Source organism: Agromyces sp. S2-1-8 (assembly GCF_021129215.1).
GTDB lineage: Bacteria > Actinomycetota > Actinomycetes > Actinomycetales > Microbacteriaceae > Agromyces > Agromyces chromiiresistens.
In genome coordinates this window covers 3542437-3565883 of the sequence record NZ_JAJOLP010000001.1, presented here as the reverse complement: position 1 = coordinate 3565883, position 23447 = coordinate 3542437, and the positions used below count along the sequence as shown (strand labels likewise).

The window sequence follows — 23447 nt, the reverse complement described above, 5'->3', positions numbered from 1 at the left end:
GGTCGAAGACGGCCATGACACCCCGTGCCCGCCACACCCCTCCCTGAAAGGTGTTCACACACGGGCGCCCGGGACGTATCGTCGCCGGGCGCTTCGTCGTGTCCGGGGCGCCCCGCGCCGAGATGTCGGAGGAATCGGCCGTTCGGCTGGCGCTTCGAGCTCTGGGTGCTGAATTCTCCGACATCTCGTCGCGGATGCCGCGGCGAGCGTCCGACGAGGGTTGACGTCTCGCCACTCGGCGCCTACGATTTCATACAGCAGAAGAATTCTTCCGGAATACGGAAAAAGATACGCGAAGGAAGTCGACGATGACGTACACGGTGAACTGCTCGATCCTCCTCACCGAGCTGCCCCTGCTCGAGCGCCCCGCCGCGGCCAAGGCCGCCGGCTTCGACGCCGTCGAGTTCTGGTGGCCGTTCGCCGAGTCGGTGCCCGCCGACCGCGACGTCGACGCCTTCATCGGCGCGATCCGCGACGCGGGCGTGCAGCTGACGGGCCTCAACTTCAACGCGGGCGACATGCCCGCCGGTGACCGCGGCCTCGTCTCGTGGCCCGCGCGCTCGGCCGAGTTCCGCGACAACATCGCGGTCGTGGCCGGCATCGGCCGGGCGCTCGGCACGAAGGGCTTCAACGCCCTGTACGGCCTCCGGCAGGACGGCGTCGACACGGCCGAGCAGGACGCGGTCGCGATCGAGAACCTCGCGGCGGCCGCGGCCGGCGTCGCCCCGATCGGCGGCACCGTGCTGCTCGAGCCGGTCTCCGGGGCCCCGGCGTACCCGCTGAAGACGGCGGCCGACGCGCTGCGCGTGATCGACGCCGTGAACGCGGCCTCCGGCGCCGAGAACCTCAAGCTCCTCGCCGACTTCTACCATCTCGCGGTCAACGGCGACGACGTCGCCGCCGTCATCGAGGCGCACGCCCCCTCGTTCGGCCACATCCAGATCGCCGACGACCCGGGCCGCGGTGCCCCCGGCACCGGCGGGCTGCCGCTCGAGGCGTGGATCGCCCGCAGCCGCGAGCTCGGCTACGGCGGCCCGATCGGCCTCGAGTACAAGGCCCCGATCGACGAGGCGTTCACCTGGCTCGCCGGCGCCGAGCCGAGCGCTGCGACCAGTACCGCCGCCACCGCCTGACCGCCACGCGCAGGCACCGACCGACCCGCACGACGCAACACGAAGGACCAACTCATGAGCAAGATCGCGATCATCGGCCTCGGCATCATGGGCCTGCCCATGGCCAAGAACCTCGTCGCCGCCGGCCACGATGTCACCGGCTTCAACCGCAGCCAGGCGCCCATCGACGCGCTCGTCGCGGCGGGCGGCCGCGGTGCCGCGAGCATCGCCGACGCCGTGAAGGGCGCGGAGGCCGTCATCACGATGGTGCCCGACTCGCCCGACGTCGAGTCCGTCGTGCGCGGCGAGGGCGGCGTGTTCGCCAACGCCGAGCCGGGCACCCTGTGGATCGACAACTCATCGATCCGCCCCGACGTCGCCAAGGAGCTCGCCGAGGAGGCCGTCTCGAAGGGATTCGGCGCGGTCGACGCGCCCGTCTCGGGCGGCGAGCAGGGCGCCGTCGACGGCGTGCTCTCGATCATGGTGGGCGGCTCGGAGGGCGACTTCGCGAAGGCCCTGCCCGTGCTCGAGGGCATCGGCAAGACCATCGTGCACGTCGGCCCCGCGGGCGCCGGCCAGACCGTGAAGGCGGCCAACCAGCTCATCGTCGCCGTCAACATCCAGGCGCTCGCCGAGGCGGTCGTCTTCCTCGAAGCCTTCGGCGTCGACACCGACGCCGCGCTGAAGGTCCTGGGCGGCGGACTCGCCGGCTCCAAGGTCCTCGACCAGAAGGGGCAGAAGATGCTCGACCGCGACTTCGCCCCCGGATTCCGCCTCGCGCTCCACAACAAGGACCTGGGCATCGTCACCGCCGCCGCACGCCAGGCCGGCATCACCGTTCCGCTCGGCTCGGCCGTCGCCCAGCTCGTCACCTCGCTCGTCGCCCGCGGCGACGGCGGGCTCGACCACTCGGGCCTCTTCAAGCTCACGACCGAGCTCGCCGGCCGCGAATAACTCGCGCCGCGGCATCCACCCACGTTCTCCACCTCTCTCCGAAGGAGCACTCCCATGACCCGCATGCGCGCCGTCGACGCCATCGTGCAGATCCTGATCAAGGAGGGCGCCACCGAGGCCTTCGGGCTGCCCGGTGCCGCGATCAACCCCCTCTACTCCGCGATGCGCGCGAACGGCGGCATCCGGCACACCCTCGCCCGCCACGTCGAGGGCGCCTCGCACATGGCCGACGGCTACAGCCGCACCGGCGACGGCCGCATCGGCGTCTGCATCGGCACCTCGGGCCCCGCGGGCACCGACATGATCACCGGCCTCTACGCCGCGATCGCCGACTCCATCCCGATGCTGTGCATCACGGGCCAGGCGCCCGTCGCGAAGCTCGACAAGGAGGACTTCCAGGCCGTCGACATCGCCTCGATCGCGAAGCCGGTCACGAAGTTCGCGAAGACCGTGCTCGAGGGCGCCCAGGTGCCCGGCGTCTTCCAGTCGGCGTTCCAGATCATGCGGTCGGGCCGCCCGGGCCCCGTGCTCATCGACCTGCCGTTCGACGTGCAGATGACCGAGATCGACTTCGACATCGACACGTACGAGCCGCTGCCGGTGGCCAAGCCCGCCGCGACCCGCGCGCAGGCCGAGAAGGTGCTCGACCTGCTCGTCGCCTCGAAGCACCCCGCGATCATCGCGGGCGGCGGCGTCGTGAACTCGGGCGCCTCCGCGAAGCTCGTCGAACTGGCCGAGACCCTGGGCGTGCCCGTGTTCCCGACCCTGATGGGCTGGGGTGCGATCGGCGACGACCACCCGCTGGCGGCGGGGCTCGTCGGCATCCAGACCTCGCAGCGGTACGGCAACGCGAGCTTCCTCGAGAGCGACTTCGTGCTCGGCATCGGCAACCGGTGGGCGAACCGTCACACCGGCGGCCTCGACACCTACCGCACGGGCCGCACCTTCGTGCACGTCGACATCGAGCCGACGCAGATCGGCCGCGTGTTCGCACCCGACTACGGCGTGGTCTCCGACGCGGGCGCGTTCATCGACGCCCTGCTCGAGGCGGCCCGCGACCGTGTCGCCGAGCTGCCCGACTACCACGGCTGGGCCGAGGAATGCCGCGACCGAAAGGCGCGCCTGCAGCGCAAGACCAACTTCGACGACGTGCCGATGAAGCCGCACCGCGTCTACCAGGAGATGCTCTCCGCGTTCGGCCACGACACCACGTACGTCACCACGATCGGCCTGTCGCAGATCGCGGGCGCCCAGCTGCTGCACGTGTACGAACCGCGCCAGTGGATCAACGCCGGCCAGGCCGGCCCGCTGGGCTGGACGCTGCCCGCCGCGCTCGGCGTCGTGCGCGGCAAGCCCGAGGCGAAGGTCGTCGCGCTCTCGGGCGACTACGACTTCCAGTTCATGATCGAAGAGCTCGCCGTCGGTGCGCAGCACCAGCTGCCGTACGTCCACGTCGTGGTGAACAACAGCTACCTGGGACTCATCCGCCAGTCGCAGCGCGGCTTCGAGATGGACTACGAGGTGTCGCTCGCGTTCGACAACGTCAACACCCCCTTCGATCCCGCCAGCGTCGCCACCGGCTACGGCGTCGACCACGTCAAGGTCGCCGAGGGCCTCGGCTGCAAGGCGATCCGCGTCGAGCGCCCAGAGGACCTCGCGGCGGGCTTCGCCGAGGCCGAGCGCCTGAAGGCGGAGTTCCAGGTGCCGGTGGTCGTCGAGGTCGTCCTCGAGCGCGTCACCAACATCGCGATGGGCGCCGACCTCGACACCATGAACGAGTTCGAAGACCTCGCCGAGACGCCCGACGACGCGCCCGAGGCCGTCTACGCCCTGCTCGACTGACGCCTGTCCATCGTCCTCACGACACGGAAGACTGAACACATGCGCATCGTGATCGCGCCCGACAAGTTCAAGGGGTCGCTGTCGGCTCCCGAGGTGGCCGCCAGGGTCGCCGAGGGCGCCCGGCGCGTCGACCCCGCGATCGAGATCGACGCGATCCCGGTGGCCGACGGCGGCGAGGGCACGCTCGAGGCGGCGCTCGCGGCCGGCTTCGAGCGCCGCACGGCGCTCGTCGCCGGCCCGCTCGGCTCGCCGGTCGAGGCCGACTTCGCCCTGCGCGGCGACGAGGCGGTCGTCGAGATGGCGCGGGCGTCGGGGCTCGACCTGGTTCCGACCGGCGGGGCGGATGCCTCGGGCGCCACGAGCCTCGGCACCGGGCAGCTCATCGCGGCCGCCCTCGACGCCGGCGCCCGGCGCATCGTGCTCGGCATCGGCGGCAGTGCCTCGACCGATGGGGGAGCCGGCGTGCTGCAGGGACTCGGGGCAAGGCTGCTCGACGCCACGGGTGCCGAGCTGCCGCACGGAGGGGCCGCGCTCGCCGGGCTCGCCCGCATCGACCTCGACGGACTCGACCCGCGGTTGACCGAGACCGAGATCGTGCTCGCGAGCGATGTCGACAACCCGCTGCTCGGCTCGTTCGGCGCCGCCGCGGTCTTCGGCCCGCAGAAGGGCGCGACCCCCGATGACGTCGCCGTGCTCGACGCGGCCCTCGCGAACCTCGTCGCGGTGCTCGCCGAGCACGACCCGATCCTGGCGGTGCCCGCGCGCGTCGGCGCCGAACGACCCGGTGCCGGTGCCGCCGGCGGCACCGGCTTCGCCGCGCTCGCGGTGCTCGGCGCCGAACGCCGGCCCGGCATCGACGTCGTGCTCGAGTTCACCGGGCTCGAGGCCCGGCTCGCCGGGGCCGACGCCGTGATCACCGGCGAGGGCAGCCTCGACGCGCAGAGCCTCATGGGCAAGACGCCGATCGGCGTCGCCCGCGCCGCCCGGCGTGCGGGGGTGCCCGTCTACGCGGTGAGCGGCCGCCGCCTGCTGAGCGACGACGAGGTGCACCGCGCCGGGTTCGCCGCCGCTCGCGCCCTCGCCGAGCTCGAGCCCGATCCGGCTCGCAGCATGGCCGAGGCATCCGACCTCTTGACCCGACTCGCGGAGGAACTCGTGACCGACCTCATCGCCGACCAGGCATCCCAGCGGGCCACCGACCAGACGGCGTCTCCCGCCGGGTACGACGTGGTGTTCCGCGCAGCACGCGCGCTCGTCGCGAGCGACGGCGGACCGGTCGAACGCGCCGTCGAAATCGGCGTGCGCGACGGCCGCATCGCGTCGATCGCACCGCTCGGCACGGGCCTCGTCGGCGACGAGGTCGTCGAGCTCGCCGCCGACGAGGTGCTGCTGCCCGGCCTCGTCGACACGCACGTGCACGTCAACGAACCCGGTCGCACCGAATGGGAGGGCTTCTCCTCGGCGACCCGCGCGGCCGCGGCCGGCGGAGTGACCACCATCATCGACATGCCGCTCAACTCGATCCCGCCGACCGTGTCGGTCGCGGCGCTCGACGAGAAGCGGGCGGCGGCGGCCGGCCAGACCTTCGTCGACGTCGGCTTCTGGGGCGGCGTCGTGCCCGGCAACCTCGACGAGCTCGCACCGCTCGCGGCCGAGGGCGTGTTCGGGTTCAAGTGCTTCCTGCTGCACTCGGGCGTCGACGAGTTCCCGCAGGTGACCGCCGACGAGATGGAGCAGGCGATGCGGGTCATCGCCGAGCACGACTCGATGCTCGTGGTGCACGCCGAGGATGCGCACGTCATCGACGCGGCACCGCACGCCGGCGGCCCGGGCTACGCCGACTTCCTCGCCTCGCGCCCCCGCGAAGCGGAGGACACGGCGATCGCCGAGGTCATCGACCGTGCGACCCGCACGGGCGCCCGGGCGCACATCCTGCACCTCAGCTCCTCCGACTCGCTCGGGCAGATCGCCCGGGCCAAGGCCGCGGGCACGGATCTCAGCGTCGAGACGTGCCCGCACTACCTCACCCTGTTCGCCGAGGACGTGCCAGCAGGCGCGACGGCGTTCAAGTGCTGCCCGCCGATCCGCGAGGATGCGAACCGCGACGCGCTGTGGGCGGGCCTGCGCGACGGCGTCATCGACTTCGTCGTCTCGGACCACTCGCCGTCGACGCCCGAGCTGAAGTACGCCGGCGACGGCGACTTCGAGCTCGCCTGGGGCGGCATCGCATCGTTGCAGCTCGGCCTGCCGCTCATCTGGACCGAGGCGCGCGAGCGCGGCATCGGGCTCGATCGCGTCGTCGAATGGATGGCGCAGCGGCCCGCCGAGCGCGTCGGCCTCACCACCAAGGGGCGCATCGCGACCGGCCTCGCCGCCGACTTCGCGGTCTTCGCGCCCGACGAGCGATTCACCGTCGATGCGAAGGCGCTCGAGCATCGACACCCCGTCACGCCGTACGACGGCCGCGAGCTCACGGGAGCCGTTCGCGGCGCCTACCTCGCCGGCGCCCCCGTCGACCGCGAACGGGCCCAGGGCCGGATGCTTCGAAAAGGGAACGCGTAGCATCCCGGGGGCCGTGAGGCCGGACGGTCCGATACCGTACCGGCCCACGGCCGTATCCCGTTCCCGACCCCTCCACCCGCCGCCAACAACCACCCACCTCCCGCCAACCGAACCGGACCACCGGACCCCGAGAGGGACACCGGCGCCGAGGCATCCCGTCGACCGCTGAAACGGAGCACCTCATGATCAACTCGTCCGAAGAACTCGAAACCGGCCAGGCGGCCCCCGACTTCGCCCTGCCCGACGCGACCGGAACGGTGCGCCGGCTGAGCGACCACCGCGGCGGCCCCGTCATCGTCTACTTCTACCCGGCCGCGTTCACGCCAGGCTGCACGACCGAGGCGTGCGACTTCCGCGAGAACCTCGCCTCGTTCCAGTCGGCCGGCTACACGGTGCTCGGCATCTCGCCCGACCCGGTGTCGCGGATCGCGGAGTTCGCGGAAGCCGAGCAGCTCGCCTTCCCGCTGCTCTCCGACGAGGACGCGCAGGTCGCCAGGGCGTGGGGCGCGTGGGGCCAGAAGACGGTCGCGGGCCGTACGTTCGACGGGCTCATCCGCTCGACCGCGGTCGTCGACGACGAGGGGCGCGTCGCAGTGCTCGAGTACAACGTCGACCCGAACGGGCACGTCGGCCGGCTGCGCGAACAGCTCGGCCTGTAGGGGTCGACACCCCCTGAACCGGATGCCTCGTGGCGCGACTTCTTCATGCGAAATCGTTGCCCACGAGGCATCCGTTCGCTAAGATTGTCACATGCTGAAATAACAGTTCCACGATGCGAAACATGAGTTTCGTATATCCGTACACCGTGGATGCCAGCAGAATGAGAAAGTGACTCAAGCGATGAAGCTTGAACAGTTCAACGAAGCCGATCGTTCGGAGGCGATCGCCACGCTTCGACCATGCGTCGACGTCACGCGGTGGTGCGAGCACCTCGCCGACCGTCGACCGTACGGCTCGATCGACGAGCTCGTGAGCGAGGCCGTCACCGCGGCGTCGCCGTTCACGGCCGGCGAGGTCGAGCAGGCGCTCAGCCACCATCCCCGCATCGGGGAGCGTGCGAGCGGTGCGAGCACCGAAGCGGCCATGTCGCGATCGGAGCAGGCGGGCGTCGACCCGGCCGACGCCGAGATCGCACGGGCCCTCGCCGAGGGCAACGCGGCGTACGAGCAGCGGTTCGGGCGGGTGTTCCTCATCCGTGCGGCCGGCCGCTCCGCCGGCGAGATCCTCGACGCGCTCACCACTCGGCTCGGCAACGACGAGGCGACCGAAGACGCGGTCGTCGCCGAGCAGCTGCGCGAGATCGCCGTTCTGAGATTGAAAGGGGCCATCGCCGCATGACCGTTTCGCAGATCACGACGCACGTGCTCGACGCCCAGCGCGGCAGGCCCGCCGCCGGGGTGCCCGTCGAGCTGTACCGGCGTTCCGTCGGCGGCTCCGGAGCTTCCGGCTCCGCTTCCAGCGGGGACGGCTGGGAGCTCCTCGCGAGCGCCGTGACCGACGACGACGGGCGGGCGAAACAGCTCGGCCCCGAGACGATCCCCAACGGCGAGTACCGGCTGCGGTTCGACACCGGCGCCTACTTCGCCTCCACCCAGACCGACGCCTTCTACCCCGAAGTGCTGCTCACCTTCCTCGTCGCCGAGGAGGGTCGTCACTACCACGTGCCGATCCTGCTGAGCCCCTTCGCCTATTCGACCTACCGAGGAAGTTAGATCCACCATGACCGACACCCTGATCAACACCGTGACCACCACCGACACCGCCGCAGGCGGCGCGTCGAGCGCCGAGCCCGGCGCCATCGTGCTCGGCCCGAACCAGTACGGCAAGGCCGAGGTCCGCGTCGTCAAGGTCACCCGCGACACCGACCGCCACGAGATCGAGGACCTCAACGTCACCTCGCAGCTGCGCGGCGACTTCGCCGGTGCCCACCTCGACGGCGACAACTCGCACGTGGTCGCGACCGACACGCAGAAGAACACCGTGTTCGCCTTCGCCCGCGACGGCGTCGGCTCGCCCGAGGCGTTCCTGCTTCGCCTCGCCGACCACTTCATCGGCGAGTTCGACTGGGTGACCGGCGGACGCTGGCTCGCCGAGAGCTACGCGTGGGAGCGCATCACCGCCCACGGCCAGCCCCACGACCACTCGTTCGTGCGCAAGGGCCAGGAGATCCGCACGGCCGCGGTCATCGCCGACGGCGACACCCGCCACGTCATCGCGGGCCTCAAGGACCTCACGGTGCTGAAGACGACCCAGTCGGGCTTCGTCGGCTACCCGAAGGACCGCTACACGACCCTCCAGGAGACGACCGATCGCATCCTCGCGACGAGCGTCGCCACGCGCTGGCGCTACCAGCCGGGCGCCGAGGTCGACTACAACGCCGTCTACGACAGCGTGAAGGCGATCCTGCTCGAGACGTTCACCGAGAACTACTCGGCGGCGCTCCAGACGACCCTCTTCGAGATGGGCCAGGCGGTGCTCGAGGCGCATCCCGAGATCGCGGAGATCCGCTTCTCGATGCCGAACAAGCACCACTTCGTCGTCGACCTCGAGCCGTTCGGCCTCGACAACCCCAACGAGGTGTTCTACGCGAGCGACCGGTCGTACGGCCTCATCGAGGCGACCGTCACCCGCGAGGGTCTCGCCGAGGTCCCCGAGGTCTGGGCGTCGACCGGCGCCTTCTGCTGATCGGGTCGGCTCACGAGCGCCCCGTCCGGCTCCGCCGGGCGGGGCGCTCGCGCGCGGTGGCGGCGCGGCGCCACCTTGCCCGCTTCGCTTGTGTAGGAAGTTCCGTGACATCGCCGGCGTGTCGCCCGCCCGGCCGACGGCATGTCGCGAGAAACTCCTCCATCTCGGTCGACGACCTCTCCTCCCCACCTCGACACGTATCCGATCGGTGGCCGCTTCCACCGCGCGATCGCATTCGGACCAGCCGACACGGGCACGATCGCGTCATGACGGCGCTCCTCACGAAACTCCACCTGCTCGGCGAGATCGCCCGAGTCCGCACGCTGCGAGAACTGGGTGAGACGGATGCCTCGCTGCGAGTGGCCCTCCGCGCCGGAGCAGTCGTGCGGCCCCGACGTGGCTGGATCGCCTCGCCGACGGCAGACCGCGACCAACTCCGCGCGATCGCCGTGGGCGGCCGTATCGGCTGCGTCTCCGCGTTGCGTCGCCTCGGCATCTGGTCGGGCGTCGACGAGTCGTTGCACATCGCAGTGCCCCGATCGACACCGCGGGTCGACCGCGCACCGAATGTCGACGATCCGGGGAACTCGGGCGTCTGGCATCCGGTCGCTTCGGAGCGTACGCGAGAACGTGGCACCGTGCGGCTGGGGAGGGCAGGGCCGGTACGGCTGCACTACGTTCGCGAGCTGGATCCGGGCGCCGGTCGCGATTGGGTCGTCTCGCCCAAAGGAGCCCTCGCGACCGCACTTCGATGTCTGCCTCGGGAACATGCGAACGCGGCGATCGACTCGGCGCTTCACGAACGGGTGTTGACGCGTCGGCAGATCGACGACGTACTCGCCGCGCTGCCCGGCACCTGCCGGGATCTGGTGGACGAGTTCACCGGGATTCCTGAGTCGGGGGTGGAGAGCCTGTTCGTTCGGCGCCTCGCGCGCGCTGGATACCTGGTGGAACCGCAGGTCGGGCCGGCGGGACTCGGCCGGTTCGACGGTCTGATCGACGGATGCGTGTTGTTCGAGGTCGACGGTAGGGAGTTCCACTCGGGACGCGAGGAGTTCTACGCCGATCGTGATCGGACCCTGGTCTCGCAGTCGTTCGGGGTCCCGGTCGTTCGACCGAGTGCGAAGCACGTCTTGGACGACTGGCCGTTGGTCGCGACGACGGTGGAGCGGATGGTCGCCGATGCGAAGGTCGTGCTCAAGGCGCGGATGACCGGAATCCGACCGCTCGCATACGGGTCGGAGGAGTTCGATCTGTAGGAAGACTTGGCTCGGTCGCGGAGTGGCGTGCAGCGAAACGCGGGATGTCGGCGGGTTCTTCCTCCAGTTCATCGACGAGCAGGCGGCGGCGGCGGCCCTGTCGCCGGGTGAGAGGCCCGACCACTCCCGCGCGCCGCGGCGCGACCGCGCTCGGCTAGCCTCGACACATGGACGCTGTCGTCGCCGAGGCCCTTGCCGCCGCCGATCGCGCCGACCTCGGCGCGGGCGTCATCACGCGCGGGGCCGCCGAGCACGAGATCGAGGCGGTGCTCGCCCGGTTCGAGTCGACCTGGGGCGAGGGGCGCGGCCCCGACCACTCGATGATCCGGGCGCTGGCGCACGCGGGCGCGACGGTGCTCGTCGCGGTCGCCGACGACGAGGGCGGCGTGGATGCCTCGGCGACGCCGCCGTACGCGATCCCGGGTGAGCTGCTCGGCGCGACGCTCGGGTTCCTCGGCTGGAACGAGGGCCTCCACCTGCACTCGCACATGAACGCGGTCGCCCCGGCGGCGCGCGGGCACGGCATCGGGCTCGCGCTGAAGCTCCGCCAGCGGTCGATCTGCCTCGAGCACGGAGTCGACGAGATCCGCTGGACGTTCGACCCCCTCATCCGCCGCAACGCCCGCATGAACCTCGTGCGGCTCGGGGCCGAGGTCGCCGCCTACCTCCCCGAGTTCTACGGCGTGCTCGGCGACGAGATCTCGGGCGCCGACCGCAGCGATCGCTTCGAGGTGCGCTGGCGACTCACGTCGCCGCGGGTGCTCCGCGCGCTCGCCGGCGGCGCGCCTCCGCGCTGGTCGGGGGAGTCGGGCTTCGCGCTCGTGCCCGACTTCGAGGCATTCAGGCGGGATGCCGCGGCCGATGCCGTACGCATGCGCGAGGCATCCGTGCGCGCGTTCACCGAGATGGCGCGGCAGGGGCTGCGACCCGAGCTCGACGACGCCGGGGACTACGTGTTCACCGAGGCCGAGCCCGACTCCGAGGAGGCGAGATGACGACGAACCCGACCCGCATCGAGACGATCGCGCTGCATCGCATCGAGGTGCCCCTCGTGCGGCCGTTCGAGACGAGCTTCGGTCGCGAGACGGTGCGCGAAGCGCTCCTCGTGCACGTGAGCACCGACGCCGGCGAGGGGTGGGGCGAGTGCGTCGCCGGCCGCGAGCCCTTCTACTCCTCCGAGTACGTCGACGGCGCGGCATCCGTGATCGAACGGTTCCTCGGCCCAGCACTGCTCGCCGCGACCGCACACCGTCGCGCGTACGACGCCGCACACCACGCGGCCGAAACGGCCGGAGTCGCCGGAGCGGCAGGTGCCGACGGCCCCGGCACCCGCGGCGCCTCGGTGCCGCTCGCACGGTCGGTCGCCGGCACGCTCGCGTTCGTCGCGGGCCACCGCATGGCGAAGGCCGCCCTCGAGTCGGCCGTCCTCGACGCCGAGCTGCGCGCCCAGGGCCGATCGATGGGCGAGGCGTTCGGAGCGGAGCGCGAGTGGGTCGACTGCGGGGTCTCCGTCGGCATCGCGCCGACGCTCGAGGAACTGCTCGACGAGGTCACCGGGTACCTCGAGGCCGGCTACCGCCGTATCAAGCTCAAGATCAAGCCCGGCTGGGACGTCCTGCCCGTCGCGGCCGTCCGCGAGCTCATGGGACGCGACGGTCTCCTGCAGGTCGACGCGAACACGGCGTACACGGGCGACGACATCCCGCTGCTCGCGAGCCTCGACGCGTTCGACCTGCTGCTCATCGAGCAGCCGTTCGCCGAGGAGGACATCGCCACCCACGCCCGGCTCGCTGCCGCGTGCGAGACCCCCGTCTGCCTCGACGAATCGATCCTGGATGCCGCGACGGCGGTGGACGCGATCGATCGCGGCGCGACGAGCGTCGTCAACATCAAGCCCGGCCGGATGGGCGGTTACCTCGAGGCGCTGCGCGTGCACGACGCGTGCCGTCAGCTCGACGTGCCGGTGTGGTGCGGCGGCATGCTCGAGACCGGGATCGGCCGTGCGGCGAACGTCGCGCTCGCCGCGCTGCCCGGGTTCGCGCTGCCCGGCGACACGTCGGCCTCCGACCGCTACTACGCCGACGATGTGACCGAGCCGTTCGTGCTCGGCGACGGCGAGCACCGCGGGCAGCTCCGGGTGCCCGACGGCCCGGGTACCGGGGTCGCCGTGCGCACCGAGCTCGTGCGCGAGTGGGCGTCGCGGCCGGTCGTCGAGCTCTCGCAGCGGAGGCTTCTGTAGGAAGAACCGTCGGGTCCGCGGCGAGTCGCGGCGCGGCGCGACGCGCCGCGCGGTTGCGGAAGTTCCTCCATGCGCGAACGGGGCGCAGCATCGCTGACGGCCGGAAACGTCGCCGAGGCGGCTCAGAGCGCGAGATCGGCGGCGGTCACGCCGAGACGTGTGACCGACTCGGCGTGCGACGGGTCGTCGGCGATCGCGAACCACGTCGACGACAGTGCGCACCAGGCCACGAGCCAGTCTCGCTGCCGCGACGGCAGCACGCCGGTCTCGGCGACGACGATGCCGAACTGGCGCTCGAGCCGCCCGGGCATGAGCGCCCGCGCGTGCGACGGGTTGCAGAGCAGGTTGCAGTAGTCGAAGGCGGCCTCGCCGACGAGCCCCTTGGGGTCGATGACGAGCCATCCGCGCTCGCCGAAGTCGAGCACGTTCCCGTGGTGCAGGTCGCCGTGCAGCACGCGCGCGTCCCGCTGCGTCGACAGCAGCCGGTCGGCGTAGTCGGCGCCCTGCCGATGGAGCGGGTCGAGGTCGTCGGCGTGCGCGAACAGCTCGCGGAACCACTGCTCGAGCGGCACGAGGAGCGGCACCCCCGAGTCGGTGAGCGTGGGGAGCTCCGCCGGGTCGAGGTGCACGCGGCGCGCCGCTGCGCAGATCACCCGCGTCGCACCGTCGTCGTCGCCGTCGACGACCATGCGCACGAGGTCGCCCGTGCCGGTGGCCCGTTCGAGCAGCACCGCCTGCCCCTCGCGCTGCAGGACGCGCGCAGCGCCGTGTCCGTCGAGCTGTTCGAGCAGCTCGGCGCCGCGCTCCTCCTCCTCCACGTGGGCGACCTTGAGCACCGCCGCGACCCCGTCGATGGTTCTCACGGGGATCAGCGTGCTCGACGCCGTCGTCTGCGGGTCGCCCTCGGGATGCAGGCGCCAGCGGTGCAACCATTCGATGTCGGCGTGATGACCGGGGTCGACGGGACCGAAGTCGCTCACGAGGCGCGGCCAGTCGTGCCGCCGGAACGATCGCCGGGGCGGCCGCCGGGGAACGACAGCTCGCCGTTCTCGTCGCGGTACTTCGCCCACGGGTCGTAATCGACCTCGAGCGGTTCCTGCGGCGGCCGCTCCGCCTCGGGCACATGCTGCAGGTTCACCCGGATGCGGTACCAGAGCGACGAACTGCCTCGCATGCCGTCGACGAGCACGTCGGCCGGCTCGAGCCGGGGCACGACGTCGGAGTGACGTTCCTTCCACCGCTCCAGGCCCTCGAGGGCCTCGGGCTTCGTCTTGGCGCGGGCGATCTCGATGAGCGGCATCGTCGACTGCCGTTGCCCGGAGCCATCGCCCGAGCCGCGGCGCGGGGGCTTCTCGGCGGGGCCGAGCTCCTCGGCGAGTCGCAGCAGACCATCGAGACGGCCGACCGCGTCGTCGATGCCGGCCGCGGCGTCGCCGCGCTCGGCGAAGCGTGCGAGGACCGTCGCGACGGTGAAGCGCTCGGGACGACTCTCGCGGACCTCCGCCCAGTCGAGCGGGGTCGAGACGCGGGCGTCGGGCAGCGGACGCACCGAGTACGCCGAGGCGACCGTGCGGTCCTTCGCGTTCTGGTTGAAGTCGACGAACACGCTCTCGCCGCGCTCCTCCTTCCACCAGCGGGCGGATGCGAGGCCGGGAGCGCGGAGCTCGACCTCGCGCGCGAGCGTCTCGGCGGCGAGCCGCACCTCGGGATAGGTCCACTCGGGTGCGATGCGCACCGAGATGTGGATGCCGCGAGAGCCGGACGTCTTCGGCCAGCCGACCAGCCCGACGTCGTCGAGCACCTCGCGCGCGACGAACGCGACGTCGACGATCTGCGACCAGTCGACGCCGGGCATCGGGTCGAGGTCGACGCGCAGCTCGTCGGGATGGTCGAGGTCGCCGGCTCGCACGGGGTGGGGGTTGAGGTCGATGCATCCGAGGTTCACGACCCAGGCGAGCGCGGCCGCATCGTTCACGACGACCTCTTCGGCGGAATTGCCCGACGCGTAGTGCAGCGTCGCGGTCTCGATCCACTCGGGGCGCTTGTCGGGAGCGCGCTTCTGGAAGAAGGCCTCCTGGTCGATGCCCTTGACGAAGCGCTTGAGCACCATCGGGCGCCCACCCGCGCCGCGCAGCGCACCGTCGGCGACCGCGAGGTAGTACTTCACGAGATCGACCTTGGTGAGCCCCGGCTCGGGGAAGACGACCTTGTCGGGGTGCGAGATGCGCACCTCGCGACCGTCGACTTCGATGACCTCGTCCGCTCGCGCTGCAGGGCTCACGCTCCTCACCCTAGGTCGGCCGGTGGCCGGAGGGAACCCCCGCCGCCCGGGTCGCCTGCGCCGCTGCGGCGTAGCGCCGCGGGGTCTCGCCGATGACCGTGCGGAACTCGCGGGTGAAGTGCGCCTGGTCGACGAAGCCGAGCTCCGCGGCGAGGTCGGCGAGCGACGGCGGGTCGTCGGCGGCGAGCCGATGCGCGGCCTCCTGCATGCGGTATCGACTGATCAGCCACTTCGGGGTGAGGCCGAGCCGCGCGCGCACCAGACGCTCGAGCGCACGCAGCCCGAGCCCGCTCGCGTCGGCCAGCTCGCCCGCCCGCAGGATCGTGCGGTCGGTCTCGGCGAGCTCGACGACGCGCGCCGCGAGGGCTGCATCGGGGTCGAGGACGATGTGCTGCGCGCCGAGCCAGTCGGCGAACGCCGCGACCGCCTCGTCGTCGCGGCCGTCGTCAGCGGCCGTTCGGACTCGCGAGACGCCCGCCGCGGTGCCCCGCAGCCGCAACGCCTCGACCGGCACCGAGCCGCCGACGAGCGAGCGGACCTCGCCCGGCGCGATGAGCCCGGCGACGCCGGGCTGCAGGAGGGCGCCGACGGCCCAACCCTCGCCTTCGAGCCGTGAGACGCCGCGACCGATCGACGGACCGTGCAGCGCGGTGCCGTCGGGCTCGACGACGAGGTTCGCCGACGGGTACTCGAGCACGCCCTGTTCGATGACCACGCCGGCGGGCAACCGCCACCTCGGCACCCAGAAGTGCCGCACGACGTGCGCGACGGCGGCCGGCGCCGGGAATCGGGCCAGCCGCACGGGCGCGTCGGCGGCGTGCTGGGCGGCCGCGTCGGCCGCGATCGGTGCCAGACCCGGCTCGCCGCGCCTCGGCGCGAGCACGCCCTTGTCGGCGGCGCCGGCGCGCGTGCGCCAGTAGTCCGAGGGCTGCATGGTCCGAGTATGGCGTCGCCCGCCGACACCCGCCGCCCGGCCGCCCCCTCACCGAGTCGCTGTCGCGTTTCTGCAAGACGCCCGCCACGCGGCATCCGTACCGTCGAACCGAATCGACCGGCGGAGACCGACCGGGCAGAACCAGAGAGCGGAGAACCGACCATGTCCGATTTCGAGATGACCCTGTACGTCGCGGCCGAGCCGCAGCAGGTGTGGGACGCGATCACCGGCGACGAAGGCAGCCGTGCCGTCATGTGGGGCTCGGTGCTCCGCGGCGAGCTCGCCCCCGGCGAGCGCTACGAGTACGTCGGCCCGGGCCAGGACGGAGACGAGACCGTCCACGTCTACGGCGAGGTGCTCGCCGCCGAGCCCGGAGCGCTGCTGCAGCTCTCCGAGCACCCCGGCCCGACCTACCGCGAGAACCACGCGGAGCTCCGCAGCCGCATGACCTGGCGCATGAGCTCGGCGGGCGACGCGCTCACGAAGCTCACGTTCACGAACGACGAGTGGAGCGAAGGGCATCCCGCCGAGGCCGAGACGAGCGACACCTGGCCGCTCGTGCTCTCGAGCTTCAAGTCGTGGATCGAGACGGGACGCGCGCTGCCGTTCCCGGCATGAGGCGAGGCGCGCGAAGCCTCGTCAGAGCTTCGTGAGCTTCTTCGGGTCGGGCGTCTGGATGCCCTCCCAGCCGCGCTTCCGCCCGCTCGTTCCCGGGCGGGTGCTCGCGGCGTCGCGCGAGCGGTAGACGATGTACGGCCGGAACAGGTAGCCGATCGGCGCCGAGAACACGTGCACGAGTCGCGTGAACGGCCACAGCGCGAACAGCAGCGTCGCGCACAGCACGTGCAGCTGGAACATGAGCGGCACGTCGGCCATGAGCTCGGGCTGGGGCTGCATGAGGATGAGGCTGCGGAACCACGGCCCCACCGTGCCGCGGTACTCGTACCCCGGCCCGAGCACCTGGTACATCACGGTCGCGAGCGTGCCGAACAGGATCACACCGCCGAGGAAGACGTACATGACCTTGTCCATGCGCGTCGTCGCGAGGAACACCGGTCCGACCGTGCGCCGTCGGTAGATGAGGATCACGAGGCCCGCGATCGTGAGCAGTGCCGCGAACGAGCCGAGCACGGTCGCTCCGAGGTGGTACATGTGCTCGTCGATGCCGATCGCGTAGAGCCATTCCCGGGGGATGAGCAGGCCCACGACGTGCCCCGCGATCACCATGAGGATGCCGAGGTGGAACATCGGCGACCCCCAGCGCAGCAGGCGGTTCTCGTAGGTCTGGCTCGACCGCGTCGTCCAGCCGAACTTGTCGTAGCGGTACCGCCAGATGTGCCCGACGACGAACACCGCGAACGCCGCGTACGGCAGGGCGACCCAGAGCAGCACGTTCCAGGCGTCGTTCATGCGCGGACCTCCTCGTGCGCGGTGCCGACCGGCCGGTACGGCGGGATGCCACCGAGGAACGACAGTCCGACCGTCTCGGCGGGCGGCCCGTCGTTCACGAGTGCGAGATAGCGTTCGCGGGTCGCGTCGTCGAGCTCGGGGAGCGACCGGCACACGGCCCTGACGAGCCCGGCCCACGGGCTGCCCTGCTTCTCGAGGGCCTCCCGCAGCACCTCGAGCCCGTCGCGGTGGGCGGCGATCAGCTCGGATGCCTCGGGCGAATCGCTGCGGGCGGAGAACTCGAGCACGGCGGGCAGGAAGTCGGGCAGCTCGTCGGCGTCGAACTCCCACCCGGCGGCGCGGTACGTCTCGATGAACGAGACGAGCGCGGCGCCGCGCTTGCGGGTGTCGCCCGCCTGGAAGTACGTCAGGTAGAGGCAGCACTTGCGCTTGAGGTCGAAGGTCGCGACGTACTCGGCCTCGAGCGCGGCGGCGGGCGTCGACGAGACGTGCCCGAGGAACCCGAGGAACTCGCCGGACAGCTCGGGCGGCAGTCCCGGGACGGATGCCTCGACCGCGGCCGCGCGCTCGGCGAAGCCCTCGCCCGGGTAGTCGAGCAGCAGCGAAGCGGCCATGTGCGCGAGGCGACGCTGGTCGTCGCTCAGCGCGATGCGCGGAGCCGACGCGTTCGGCACCGAGCCGGGGCGGCGGAAGATGAGCGGCAGCCTGGCCATCATTCGCCCCCGTCGCCCACGCCGTCGCCCTTCGGCGGGAACAGGCCCTGCGGCGAGCCGTTGCCGTCCCAGTTGAGCAGGTTCACCCGGCCCGGTGTCGACGGCCGGTCGGCGGTCTGCCGGTTCTTCAGCGCGTGGAAGTTCTCGACCGCGACCGGCACCGGCTGGCCGCTCGACGAGCCGAAGGGGCCGGCGCCGCCCATGCCCGGGCCGCCGTCGTAGTCGAGCGAGCACGCGAGCTCGTCGAGCTCGCGTGCCTGCTCGGTGTGCGCGGCGGGGATGACGTAGCGCTCCTCGTACTTCGCGATCGCGAGCAGCCGGTACATCTCCTCGATCGTCTCGCCCGTCATGCCGACGGCGTCGGCGATGCGTTCGTCCTTGCCCTCGCCGAGGTTGATGCCGCGCATGTACGAGCGCATCGCGGCGAGCTTGCGCAGCGACGCCTCGACAGGGCGGGTGTCGCCCGCGGTGAAGAGGCCGGCGAGGTACTCGAGCGGGATCCGCAGTTTCGAGATGGCCGAGAACAGCGTCTTCGCGTCCTCGCCGTCGTTGCCCGACGAGGCCACGACGTCGACGACGGGGGAGAGCGGCGGGATGTACCAGACCATCGGCATCGTGCGGTACTCGGGGTGCAGCGGCAGCGCGACCCTGTACTCGTTGATGAGCTTGTGGATGGGGGAGCGCTGGGCCGCGTCGATCCAGTCCTCCGGGATTCCGGCCTCGCGCGCGGCCTGCACGACGGCGGGGTCGTGCGGGTCGAGGAAGACGCTGCGCTGCGACTCGAGCAGCTCGTGCTCGTTCTCGACGCGGGCCGCCTCGGCGACCTTGTCGGCGTCGTAGAGCACGAGCCCGAGGTAGCGCAGCCGCCCGACGCAGGTCTCGGAGCACACGGTCGGCAGTCCGACCTCGAGGCGCGGGTAGCAGAGCGTGCACTTCTCGGCCTTGCCGGTCTTGTGGTTGAAGTAGACCTTCTTGTAGGGGCATCCCGACACGCACATGCGCCAGCCGCGGCACTGGTCCTGGTCGACGAGCACGATCCCGTCCTCGACCCGCTTGTACATCGCGCCCGACGGGCAGGAGGCCACGCACGACGGGTTGAGGCAGTGCTCGCAGATGCGCGGAAGGTAGAACATGAACGTCTGCTCGAACTCGCTCGCGACGTGCTCCGACATGTGCTGCAGGATCGGGTCGTCCTGCATCGTCTCGCGGGAGCCGCCGAGGTTGTCGTCCCAGTTCGCCGACCACGAGATCTTCATGTCCTCGCCGGTCAGCAGGCTCTTCGGCTTCGCGACCGGGGTGTGCTCGCCCGCGGGGGCGTTGAGCAGCATGTCGTACTCGTAGGTCCAGGGCTCGTAGTAGTCGTGGATCTCGGGCAGTTTCGGGTTGGAGAAGATCGTCGCGAGCTTCTTGAGCCGGCCGCCCGAGCGGAGCTTCAGACGGCCCGACTTCGTGCGCACCCAGCCGCCGCCCCACTTCTCCTGGTCCTCGTAGCGACGCGGGTACCCGATGCCGGGCCGCGTCTCGACGTTGTTGAACCAGACGTACTCGACGCCCGAGCGGTTCGTCCACGCCTGCTTGCAGGTGACGCTGCAGGTGTGGCAGCCGATGCACTTGTCGAGGTTCATGACCATCGACATCTGCGCCATGACCTTCATCAGTACTCGACCTCCTGGCTGCGACGGCGGATCACCGTGACTTCGTCTCGCTGGTTGCCGGTCGGCCCCAGGTAGTTGAACGCGAAGGCGAGCTGCGCGTAGCCGCCGATCAGATGGCTGGGTTTCAGGAGCACCCGGGTCAGCGAATTGTGGATGCCGCCGCGGAGGCCGCTCGTCTCGGTCCGCGGCACATCCACCGTTCGGTCCTTCGCGTGGTACATGTACACCGTGCCCTCGGGCATGCGGTGCGAGACGATCGCGCGGGCGACGACGACGCCGTTGCGGTTGTACGACTCGATCCACTCGTTGTCGCGCACGCCGATCTTCTCCGCATCCTGCGGGCTCATCCAGATCGTGGGGCCGCCGCGCGAGAGCGAGAGCATGAAGAGGTTGTCCTGGTACTCCGAGTGGATCGACCACTTCGAGTGCGGCGTGAGGTAGCGCACCGCGACCTCGGCACGTCCGGCCGCCGCGGGGTCGCCGCTCGGCGCCGTCGATCCGGGAGCCGGCGAGTCGCCGAAGAGTCGCGCGAGGTCGAGCGGCGGCCGGTAGACCGGCAGGTTCTCGCCGAGCTCGCTCATCCAGTCGTGGTCGAGGAAGAAGTGCTGGCGCCCGGTGAGGGTGTGCCACGGCTTCAGGTGCTCGACGTTGATCGCGAACGCCGTGTACCGCCGGCCGCCGTGCTCGGAGCCCGACCACTCGGGACTCGTGATCACCGAGACGGGTCGCGACTGCACGTCGGCGAAGCGGATGCGCCCGCCCTCGTGGTCCTCCGCGAGCTGCGCGATGCGCTGGCCCGTGCGCTTCTCGAGCTGGCGGAAGCCCTGCACCGAGAGCCGCCCGTTGGTCGTGCCCGAGAGCGCGAGGATCGCCTCGCAGACCTTCACGTCGGTGTCGAGCAGCGGCTGCCCGGCGCCCGCGCCGCTCGTCGCGACCCCGTTGAGCCGTCCGAGCTCGGCGACCTCGGGGGTGGGGTCGAACACGATGCCCTTCGTGACCATGCCCGCCTTCACCGCGAGCGGGCCGAGCGTCGCCATCTTGTCGGCGATCGCGGTGTAGTCGCGCTCGACGACGACGAGCTTCGGCATCGTGACGCCCGGCACGAGCGGCAGCCCGTCCTCGACGATGCCGTGCGGAGTCGCCATCGCGTCGGGGGTGTCGTGCATGAGCGGCGCCGCGACGAGGTCGCTGCGCGTGCCGAGGTGCACGCGGGCGTACTCCGAGAGCCGCTGGGCGATGAGGTGGAAGATCTCGAAGTCGGTCTTCGTCTGCCAGGGCGGTGCGATCGCCGGGTTGAACGAGTGCACGAACGGGTGCATGTCGGTCGACGAGAGGTCGTGCTTCTCGTACCAGGTCGCGGCGGGCAGCACGACGTCGGAGAACAGCGTCGTCGAGGTCATGCGGAAGTCAGTCGTGACGAGCAGGTCGAGCTTGCCCTCGGGAGCGTCGTCGTGCCACTCGATGGTGTTCGGCCGGCGCTCGGGCGGTGCCTCGGCTGCGCGCACCGCCGAGTCGGTGCCGAGCAGGTGCTTGAGGAAGTACTCGTTTCCCTTGCCCGAGGAGCCGAGGATGTTCGCCCGCCACACGTTGAGCACGCGCGGGAAGTTCTCGGGCGAGTCGGGGTCCTCGCACGCGTAGCGCAACGACCCGTCCTGCAGCGAGTCGACGACGTAGTCCGCGGGTTCGCGGCCGGCGGCCCGGGCCTCGTCGACGAGGTCGAGCGGGTTGCGGTCGAACGTCGGGTAGCTCGGCATCCAGCCGCGCTTGGCCGACTCCACGAGGCAGTCCGCCGTCGTCCGCCCGGCGAACAGGCCCGAGGCCAGCGGCGAGGCGAGCTGATCGGCGGGCAGCCCGTCGTAGCGCCACTGGTCGGTCGCGAGGTACCAGAACGCGGTGCCGATCATCGCGCGGCCGGGTCTGGACCAGTCGCTCGCGGTGCCGTACTGCGTGTACCCGGTGACGGGCCGCACCTTCTCCTGGCCGACGTAGTGCGCCCAGCCGCCGCCGTTCACGCCCTGGCAGCCGGTCATCGTCGTGAGCGCGAGGAAGGTGCGGTAGATCGTGTCGGAGTGGAACCAGTGGTTCGTCCCCGCGCCCATGAGGATCATCGAGCGGCCGCCCGAGCGCTCGGCGTTGTCGGCGAACTCGCGCCCGATGCGCTCGGCCTGCTCGGCGGGGACGCCGGTGACCTCCTCCTGCCAGGCGGGCGTGCCGGGCGTCGACGGGTCGTCGTAGCCGGTCGGCCATTCGCCGTGCAGCCCGTCGCGGCCGACGCCGTACTGCGCGAGCAGCAGGTCGAACACGGTCGTCACCGTACGGCCCGCGACCTCGAGCGTCGGCACGCCCCGACGCACGACGCCGGTGCCGCCCTCGTGCTCCGCGCCCGGCTCGGGCGCGACGTCGAAGCGCGGCAGGTCGACGGCCGCGGTCGCGCCGAGCCATGCGGCGTCGTCCATGATCGAGAGCAGCGGGTCGACGCCCTCGAGGTCGAGGTTCCACTTGCCCTCGTCTTCGGTGCCGAACCGGTGGCCGAGCGAGCCGTTCGGCACGACGGGCTCGCCGCCCTCGCCGAGCAGCACGGTCTTGAACGCCGCGTTCGCCGACTCGGCCGCCTCGCCGCCGAGGTCGGCCGCGGTCAGGAACTTGCCCGGCACGAACCCGTCGCCCCGCGATTCGAGGGTGATCAGGTACGGGGCATCCGAATAGGTCTTCAGGTAGTGCACGAAGCGCGGGGTGCGTCGCTCGACGAGGAACTCGCGCAGGATCACGTGACCCATCGCCATCGCGAGTGCCGCGTCGGTGCCGGGGTGCGGGGCGAGCCATTCGTCGGCGAACTTCGTGTTGTCGGCGTAGTCGGGCGAGACGGTCACGACCTTCTGGCCGCGGTAGCGCGCCTCGGTCATGAAGTGCGCGTCGGGCGTGCGGGTGACCGGCACGTTCGAGCCCCACATCATGAGGTAGCTCGAGTTCCACCAGTCGGCCGACTCGGGCACGTCGGTCTGGTCGCCGAAGACCTGCGGGCTCGCGACGGGAAGGTCGGCGTACCAGTCGTAGAACGACTGCATCGTGCCGCCGATGAGGTTGACGAAGCGCGCGCCGGCGCCGTGCGACACCATCGACATCGCCGGGATCGGCGAGAAGCCCGCGACCCGGTCGGGGCCGTGCGCCTTGATCGTGTGCACGTGGGCCGCCGCGATGATCTCGAGCGCCTCGTCCCAGCTCGCGCGCACGAGCCCGCCCTTGCCGCGGGCCCGCTTGTACGCGCGGGATGCCTCGCGGTCGGTGACGAGCGCCTCCCAGGCCAGCACGGGGTCGCCGCCGACCCGGGCCTTCGCCGCACGGTACCGCTCGAGCAGCACGCTGCGCAGGTACGGGTAGCGGACGCGCGTCGGCGAGTAGGTGTACCAGCTGAACGCCGCGCCGCGGGGGCAGCCGCGTGGCTCGTACTCGGGGGAGTCGGGGCCGACCGAGGGGTAGTCGGTCTGCTGCGTCTCCCACGTGATGATGCCGTCCTTCACGTAGACCTTCCACGAGCACGAGCCCGTGCAGTTCACGCCGTGGGTGGAGCGCACGACCTTGTCGTGCGACCAGCGGTCGCGGTAGAAGACGTCGCCCTTGCGGCCGCCCTCGAGCGTCACGGTGCGGAGGTCGGGAGACACCTCGCCGGGCCGCACGAAGCGGCCGAGCTTGACGAGGGCATCGGCGAGCGCGCCGTCGGTGGCTGGACCGCTCGAACTCGGGGGCGTCTGACTCACGAAGGCCTCCTCGCCTGTGCGACGAACGCCGTTGCCGGCGCCGCCG

19 protein-coding genes are annotated in these 23447 nt (G+C 71.3%); 12 read left to right on the top strand and 7 right to left on the bottom strand.

Features of this window, described 5'->3' with window-relative positions:
- Positions 1–308: 308 nt before the first annotated feature.
- The 11 genes from LR269_RS16185 (at position 309) to menC (ending at position 12653) form a co-directional block, all read left to right on the top strand.
- On the top strand, positions 309–1133 hold the full coding sequence (locus tag LR269_RS16185; RefSeq protein WP_231431787.1) for a hydroxypyruvate isomerase family protein: 825 nt from the start codon (positions 309–311) through the stop codon (positions 1131–1133).
- A 54-nt stretch (positions 1134–1187) separates the two neighbouring features.
- On the top strand, positions 1188–2066 hold the full coding sequence (locus LR269_RS16180) for a 2-hydroxy-3-oxopropionate reductase (RefSeq protein ID WP_231431786.1): 879 nt from the start codon (positions 1188–1190) through the stop codon (positions 2064–2066).
- A 54-nt stretch (positions 2067–2120) separates the two neighbouring features.
- Positions 2121–3908 (top strand): glyoxylate carboligase, encoded by a 1788-nt coding sequence (gene gcl / locus LR269_RS16175; protein ID WP_231431785.1) that lies wholly within the window; start codon positions 2121–2123, stop codon positions 3906–3908.
- Positions 3909–3947: 39 nt separating this feature from the next.
- Positions 3948–6470, top strand: coding sequence for an allantoinase AllB (gene allB, locus LR269_RS19095; RefSeq protein ID WP_374201143.1), 2523 nt, complete (start codon positions 3948–3950; stop codon positions 6468–6470).
- 182 nt (positions 6471–6652) lie between these two features.
- Positions 6653–7129 (top strand): thioredoxin-dependent thiol peroxidase, encoded by a 477-nt coding sequence (bcp, locus tag LR269_RS16160; RefSeq protein ID WP_231431784.1) that lies wholly within the window; start codon positions 6653–6655, stop codon positions 7127–7129.
- A 181-nt stretch (positions 7130–7310) separates the two neighbouring features.
- Positions 7311–7808, top strand: a complete 498-nt coding sequence (gene uraD, locus LR269_RS16155; RefSeq protein ID WP_231431783.1) for a 2-oxo-4-hydroxy-4-carboxy-5-ureidoimidazoline decarboxylase — start codon at positions 7311–7313, stop codon at positions 7806–7808.
- A complete protein-coding gene (gene uraH, locus LR269_RS16150; protein ID WP_231431782.1) occupies positions 7805–8182 on the top strand; it encodes a hydroxyisourate hydrolase in 378 nt (125 codons plus the stop codon). Before uraD ends, uraH begins: the two co-directional genes overlap by 4 nt.
- 7 nt (positions 8183–8189) lie before the next feature.
- Positions 8190–9155: a factor-independent urate hydroxylase gene (gene pucL, locus LR269_RS16145; RefSeq protein WP_231431781.1), complete on the top strand. Its 966-nt coding sequence runs from the start codon at positions 8190–8192 to the stop codon at positions 9153–9155.
- Between the two features lie 266 nt (positions 9156–9421).
- Positions 9422–10414, top strand: coding sequence for a hypothetical protein (locus LR269_RS16140; protein WP_231431779.1), 993 nt, complete (start codon positions 9422–9424; stop codon positions 10412–10414).
- A gap of 167 nt (positions 10415–10581) precedes the next feature.
- Entirely contained in the window at positions 10582–11409 is an 828-nt protein-coding gene (locus LR269_RS16135; RefSeq protein WP_231431777.1) for a hypothetical protein, read from the top strand.
- Positions 11406–12653 (top strand): o-succinylbenzoate synthase, encoded by a 1248-nt coding sequence (menC, locus tag LR269_RS16130; RefSeq protein WP_231431776.1) that lies wholly within the window; start codon positions 11406–11408, stop codon positions 12651–12653. The genes LR269_RS16135 and menC overlap by 4 nt, the downstream gene beginning before the upstream one ends.
- A 122-nt stretch (positions 12654–12775) precedes the next feature.
- Here menC and LR269_RS16125 read toward each other — a convergent pair whose 3' ends face one another.
- Genes LR269_RS16125 through LR269_RS16115 form a run of 3 tightly spaced genes read right to left on the bottom strand, consistent with a single transcriptional unit; the run spans position 12776 to position 15868 of the window.
- Positions 12776–13633: an aminoglycoside phosphotransferase family protein gene (locus tag LR269_RS16125; protein ID WP_231431775.1), complete on the bottom strand. Its 858-nt coding sequence runs from the start codon at positions 13631–13633 to the stop codon at positions 12776–12778.
- Complete coding sequence (gene ligD, locus LR269_RS16120) at positions 13630–14934, bottom strand: non-homologous end-joining DNA ligase (RefSeq protein ID WP_231431773.1); 1305 nt, start codon at positions 14932–14934, stop codon at positions 13630–13632. The genes LR269_RS16125 and ligD overlap by 4 nt, the downstream gene beginning before the upstream one ends.
- Positions 14935–14944: 10 nt before the next feature.
- Positions 14945–15868, bottom strand: a complete 924-nt coding sequence (locus LR269_RS16115; protein WP_231431772.1) for an AraC family transcriptional regulator — start codon at positions 15866–15868, stop codon at positions 14945–14947.
- A gap of 177 nt (positions 15869–16045) precedes the next feature.
- Between LR269_RS16115 and LR269_RS16110 the strand changes: the two genes are divergently transcribed.
- Positions 16046–16486 carry an SRPBCC domain-containing protein gene (locus tag LR269_RS16110; protein ID WP_231431771.1) on the top strand — a complete coding sequence of 147 codons (441 nt, stop codon included), beginning with the start codon at positions 16046–16048 and terminating at the stop codon, positions 16484–16486.
- Between the two features lie 21 nt (positions 16487–16507).
- On the opposite strand, the gene narI is transcribed toward LR269_RS16110, so the two are convergent.
- Genes narI through LR269_RS16090 form a run of 4 tightly spaced genes read right to left on the bottom strand, consistent with a single transcriptional unit; the run spans position 16508 to position 23401 of the window.
- Positions 16508–17278 (bottom strand): respiratory nitrate reductase subunit gamma, encoded by a 771-nt coding sequence (gene narI, locus LR269_RS16105; protein ID WP_231431770.1) that lies wholly within the window; start codon positions 17276–17278, stop codon positions 16508–16510.
- A complete protein-coding gene (gene narJ, locus LR269_RS16100; protein WP_231431769.1) occupies positions 17275–17991 on the bottom strand; it encodes a nitrate reductase molybdenum cofactor assembly chaperone in 717 nt (238 codons plus the stop codon). Before narJ ends, narI begins: the two co-directional genes overlap by 4 nt.
- Positions 17991–19646 carry a nitrate reductase subunit beta gene (gene narH / locus LR269_RS16095; RefSeq protein WP_231431768.1) on the bottom strand — a complete coding sequence of 552 codons (1656 nt, stop codon included), beginning with the start codon at positions 19644–19646 and terminating at the stop codon, positions 17991–17993. Before narH ends, narJ begins: the two co-directional genes overlap by 1 nt.
- Positions 19646–23401: a nitrate reductase subunit alpha gene (locus LR269_RS16090; protein WP_231431767.1), complete on the bottom strand. Its 3756-nt coding sequence runs from the start codon at positions 23399–23401 to the stop codon at positions 19646–19648. Before LR269_RS16090 ends, narH begins: the two co-directional genes overlap by 1 nt.
- Positions 23402–23447 lie beyond the last annotated feature (46 nt).